The organism is Lactococcus sp. S64 (genome assembly GCF_016516525.1).
GTDB lineage: Bacteria > Bacillota > Bacilli > Lactobacillales > Streptococcaceae > Lactococcus > Lactococcus lactis.
This window is the reverse complement of record NZ_JACVUQ010000024.1, coordinates 1-5,175: the sequence shown is the minus strand read 5'-3', so window position 1 is coordinate 5,175 and position 5,175 is coordinate 1. Positions and strand designations below refer to the sequence as shown.

The 5,175-nt window shown below is 48.3% G+C and carries 1 tRNA gene and 3 rRNA genes; all 4 read left to right on the top strand.

Going from position 1 to position 5,175, the window contains the following annotated elements:
• Positions 1-224: 224 nt before the first annotated feature.
• Positions 225-1,771 (top strand): 16S ribosomal RNA (locus IAE51_RS11945).
• A 93-nt stretch (positions 1,772-1,864) separates the two neighbouring features.
• Positions 1,865-1,937: transfer RNA gene (locus IAE51_RS11940), tRNA-Ala, on the top strand.
• 138 nt (positions 1,938-2,075) lie between these two features.
• Positions 2,076-4,976, top strand: a 23S ribosomal RNA gene (locus IAE51_RS11935).
• Between the two features lie 83 nt (positions 4,977-5,059).
• Positions 5,060-5,175, top strand: a 5S ribosomal RNA gene (rrf, locus tag IAE51_RS11930).
• The 16S, 23S and 5S rRNA genes sit together here with 1 tRNA gene alongside, the layout of an rRNA operon.

The following is a 5,175-nucleotide window of genomic DNA, read 5'->3' as shown; positions in this document are numbered from 1 at the left end:
ACGTAAGATAAAAAAAGGTATAAAAGTCACAGTTAATTCTTGACAAGTTTAGTTAGGTTTGATAGAATATAATAGTTGTCGCAAGAGACGAGAGTCTTGAAGCGATAAGCTAGACCATTGAAAACTGAATAAAGAAGAATGACTCATGTGATGTAGTAAGATACATCAAAAATCTGTCAATCAATAATGAAAGACAAGCCAGTCACTAAGGTGACTTAAATACTTTATTTGAGAGTTTGATCCTGGCTCAGGACGAACGCTGGCGGCGTGCCTAATACATGCAAGTTGAGCGCTGAAGGTTGGTACTTGTACCAACTGGATGAGCAGCGAACGGGTGAGTAACGCGTGGGGAATCTGCCTTTGAGCGGGGGACAACATTTGGAAACGAATGCTAATACCGCATAAAAACTTTAAACACAAGTTTTAAGTTTGAAAGATGCAATTGCATCACTCAAAGATGATCCCGCGTTGTATTAGCTAGTTGGTGAGGTAAAGGCTCACCAAGGCGATGATACATAGCCGACCTGAGAGGGTGATCGGCCACATTGGGACTGAGACACGGCCCAAACTCCTACGGGAGGCAGCAGTAGGGAATCTTCGGCAATGGACGAAAGTCTGACCGAGCAACGCCGCGTGAGTGAAGAAGGTTTTCGGATCGTAAAACTCTGTTGGTAGAGAAGAACGTTGGTGAGAGTGGAAAGCTCATCAAGTGACGGTAACTACCCAGAAAGGGACGGCTAACTACGTGCCAGCAGCCGCGGTAATACGTAGGTCCCGAGCGTTGTCCGGATTTATTGGGCGTAAAGCGAGCGCAGGTGGTTTATTAAGTCTGGTGTAAAAGGCAGTGGCTCAACCATTGTATGCATTGGAAACTGGTAGACTTGAGTGCAGGAGAGGAGAGTGGAATTCCATGTGTAGCGGTGAAATGCGTAGATATATGGAGGAACACCGGTGGCGAAAGCGGCTCTCTGGCCTGTAACTGACACTGAGGCTCGAAAGCGTGGGGAGCAAACAGGATTAGATACCCTGGTAGTCCACGCCGTAAACGATGAGTGCTAGATGTAGGGAGCTATAAGTTCTCTGTATCGCAGCTAACGCAATAAGCACTCCGCCTGGGGAGTACGACCGCAAGGTTGAAACTCAAAGGAATTGACGGGGGCCCGCACAAGCGGTGGAGCATGTGGTTTAATTCGAAGCAACGCGAAGAACCTTACCAGGTCTTGACATACTCGTGCTATTCCTAGAGATAGGAAGTTCCTTCGGGACACGGGATACAGGTGGTGCATGGTTGTCGTCAGCTCGTGTCGTGAGATGTTGGGTTAAGTCCCGCAACGAGCGCAACCCCTATTGTTAGTTGCCATCATTAAGTTGGGCACTCTAACGAGACTGCCGGTGATAAACCGGAGGAAGGTGGGGATGACGTCAAATCATCATGCCCCTTATGACCTGGGCTACACACGTGCTACAATGGATGGTACAACGAGTCGCGAGACAGTGATGTTTAGCTAATCTCTTAAAACCATTCTCAGTTCGGATTGTAGGCTGCAACTCGCCTACATGAAGTCGGAATCGCTAGTAATCGCGGATCAGCACGCCGCGGTGAATACGTTCCCGGGCCTTGTACACACCGCCCGTCACACCACGGGAGTTGGGAGTACCCGAAGTAGGTTGCCTAACCGCAAGGAGGGCGCTTCCTAAGGTAAGACCGATGACTGGGGTGAAGTCGTAACAAGGTAGCCGTATCGGAAGGTGCGGCTGGATCACCTCCTTTCTAAGGAATATATACAAAGACGTGAGCATTCAACTTTATTCAGTTTTGAGGGGTTTAGTGATAAACCTAAGCAAGAATCAAATTCTTGATTGTGGGGCCTTAGCTCAGCTGGGAGAGCGCCTGCTTTGCACGCAGGAGGTCAGCGGTTCGATCCCGCTAGGCTCCATTGTCAGACAAGACGTTAAAATCACTTGAACATTGAAAACTAAATAACAATATCTAATAACGATAAATAAACCAAAAGCTGTGAATTTTAAAGAATTTACAAACTTATACTTGAAAAACGATGATTATAAATCATCATGGCAAAGTTAATAAGGGCGCACGGTGGATGCCTTGGCACTAAGAGCCGATGAAGGACGTGACTAACGACGATATTCTAGGGGGAGCAGTAAGTACGCATTGATCCCTAGGTCTCCGAATGGGGAAACCCAGCTGCTACTAGCAGTTATTCATGAGTGAATACATAGCTCATGTAAAGGTAACGCAGAGAACTGAAACATCTAAGTACCTGCAGGAAGAGAAAGTAAAAACGATTTCGTAAGTAGCGGCGAGCGAACGCGAAGAAGGGCAAACCAAGAAGCTTGCTTCTTGGGGTTGTAGGACTGCAACGTGGACTTAAGCATTATAGTCGAATAACCTGGGAAGGTTAATCAAAGAGGGTAATAATCCCGTAGACGAAATAGCGCTTATACCTAGCAGTATCCTGAGTAGGGCTGGACACGCGAAATCCAGTTTGAATCCGGGAGGACCATCTCCCAACCCTAAATACTCCTTAGTGACCGATAGTGAACCAGTACCGTGAGGGAAAGGTGAAAAGAACCCCGAGAGGGGAGTGAAATAGCACCTGAAACCGTGTGCCTACAAGAAGTTCGAGCCCGTTAATGGGTGAGAGCGTGCCTTTTGTAGAATGAACCGGCGAGTTACGTTATGATGCGAGGTTAAGTTGAAGAGACGGAGCCGTAGGGAAACCGAGTCTGAATAGGGCGACTTAGTATCATGATGTAGACCCGAAACCTAGTGACCTATCCATGAGCAGGGTGAAGGTGTGGTAAGACGCACTGGAGGCCCGAACCAGGACACGTTGAAAAGTGTTTGGATGACTTGTGGATAGCGGAGAAATTCCAAACGAACTGGGAGATAGCTGGTTCTCTCCGAAATAGCTTTAGGGCTAGCGTCGAAATGTAAGTGTATTGGAGGTAGAGCACTGTTTGGGTGAGGGGTCCGTCTAGGATTACCAATCTCAGATAAACTCCGAATGCTAATACACATGTTCGGCAGTCAGACTGCGAGTGCTAAGATCCGTAGTCGAAAGGGAAACAGCCCAGACCAACAGCTAAGGTCCCAAAATATATGTTAAGTGGAAAAGGATGTGGGGTTGCACAGACAACTAGGATGTTAGCTCAGAAGCAGCTATCATTCAAAGAGTGCGTAATAGCTCACTAGTCGAGTGACCCTGCGCCGAAAATGTACCGGGGCTAAACATATTACCGAAGCTTTGGATTGATATTTTATCAATGGTAGGAGAGCGTTCTTAACCGCGATGAAGGTATACCGTGAGGAGTGCTGGAGCGTTAAGAAGTGAGAATGCCGGTATGAGTAGCGCAAGATAAGTGAGAATCTTATCCACCGTAAGACTAAGGTTTCCAGGGGAAGGCTCGTCCGCCCTGGGTTAGTCGGGACCTAAGGCGAGGCCGAAAGGCGTAGTCGATGGACAACTGGTTGATATTCCAGTACTAGATATGATCGTGATGGAGGGACGCAGTAGGCTAAGAGATGCCAGTTAATGGATTCTGGTCTAAGCAGTGAGGTGTGAGATGTGTCAAATGCATTTCTCTTTAACATTGAGCTGTGATGGGGAAGCAACTACGGTTGCGAACTCTCTGATGTCACACTGCCAAGAAAAGCTTCTAGCGTAAAGTCATATCTACCCGTACCGCAAACCGACACAGGTAGTCGAGGCGAGTAGCCTCAGGTGATCGAGAGAACTCTCGTTAAGGAACTCGGCAAAATAGCCCCGTAACTTCGGGAGAAGGGGTGCTGGTGTAAAAGCCAGCCGCAGTGAATAGGCCCAAGCAACTGTTTATCAAAAACACAGCTCTCTGCTAAACCGCAAGGTGATGTATAGGGGGTGACGCCTGCCCGGTGCTGGAAGGTTAAGAGGAGTGCTTAGACGTAAGTCGAAGGTATGAATTGAAGCCCCAGTAAACGGCGGCCGTAACTATAACGGTCCTAAGGTAGCGAAATTCCTTGTCGGGTAAGTTCCGACCCGCACGAAAGGCGTAATGATTTGGGCACTGTCTCAACGAGAGACTCGGTGAAATTTTAGTACCTGTGAAGATGCAGGTTACCCGCGACAGGACGGAAAGACCCCATGGAGCTTTACTGTAGTTTGATATTGAGTACCTGTAAGTCATGTACAGGATAGGTAGGAGCCATTGAAATAGGGACGCTAGTTTCTATTGAGGCGTTGTTGGGATACTACCCTTGACTTATGGTTACTCTAACCCGCTGGCATAATCGGCCAGGGAGACAGTGTCTGACGGACAGTTTGACTGGGGCGGTCGCCTCCTAAAGAGTAACGGAGGCGCTCAAAGGTTGGCTCAGATTGGTTGGAAATCAATCGTAGAGTGTAAAGGTAAAAGCCAGCTTGACTGCGAGAGCTACAACTCGAGCAGGTAGGAAACTAGGACTTAGTGATCCGGTGGTACCGCATGGAAGGGCCATCGCTCAACGGATAAAAGCTACCCTGGGGATAACAGGCTTATCTCCCCCAAGAGTTCACATCGACGGGGAGGTTTGGCACCTCGATGTCGGCTCGTCGCATCCTGGGGCTGTAGTCGGTCCCAAGGGTTGGGCTGTTCGCCCATTAAAGCGGCACGCGAGCTGGGTTCAGAACGTCGTGAGACAGTTCGGTCCCTATCCGTCGCGGGCGTAGGTAATTTGAGAGGATCTGTCCTTAGTACGAGAGGACCGGGATGGACTTACCGCTGGTGTACCAGTTGTTCCGCCAGGAGCACGGCTGGATAGCTATGTAGGGAAGGGATAAGCGCTGAAAGCATCTAAGTGCGAAGCCCACCTCAAGATGAGATTACCCATTCGTAAGAATTAAGAGCCCAGAGAGATGATCTGGTAGATAGGCTGGAAGTGGAAGAGTTGCGAGACTTGGAGCGGACCAGTACTAATCGCTCGAGGACTTTACCAAAAGAGTCAAATATAATATGCTTATGGTTTAAAAGTTAGAAGAATTGTTATTTAGTTTTGAATGTTCAAGGTAACATTTAATGATTTGGTCATCATTGCGATGGAGATACACCTGTTCCCATGTCGAACACAGAAGTTAAGTCCATCTACGGCGGAAGTACTTGGGGGTTGCCCCCTGGGAGATAGGCGAGTGGCCAAGT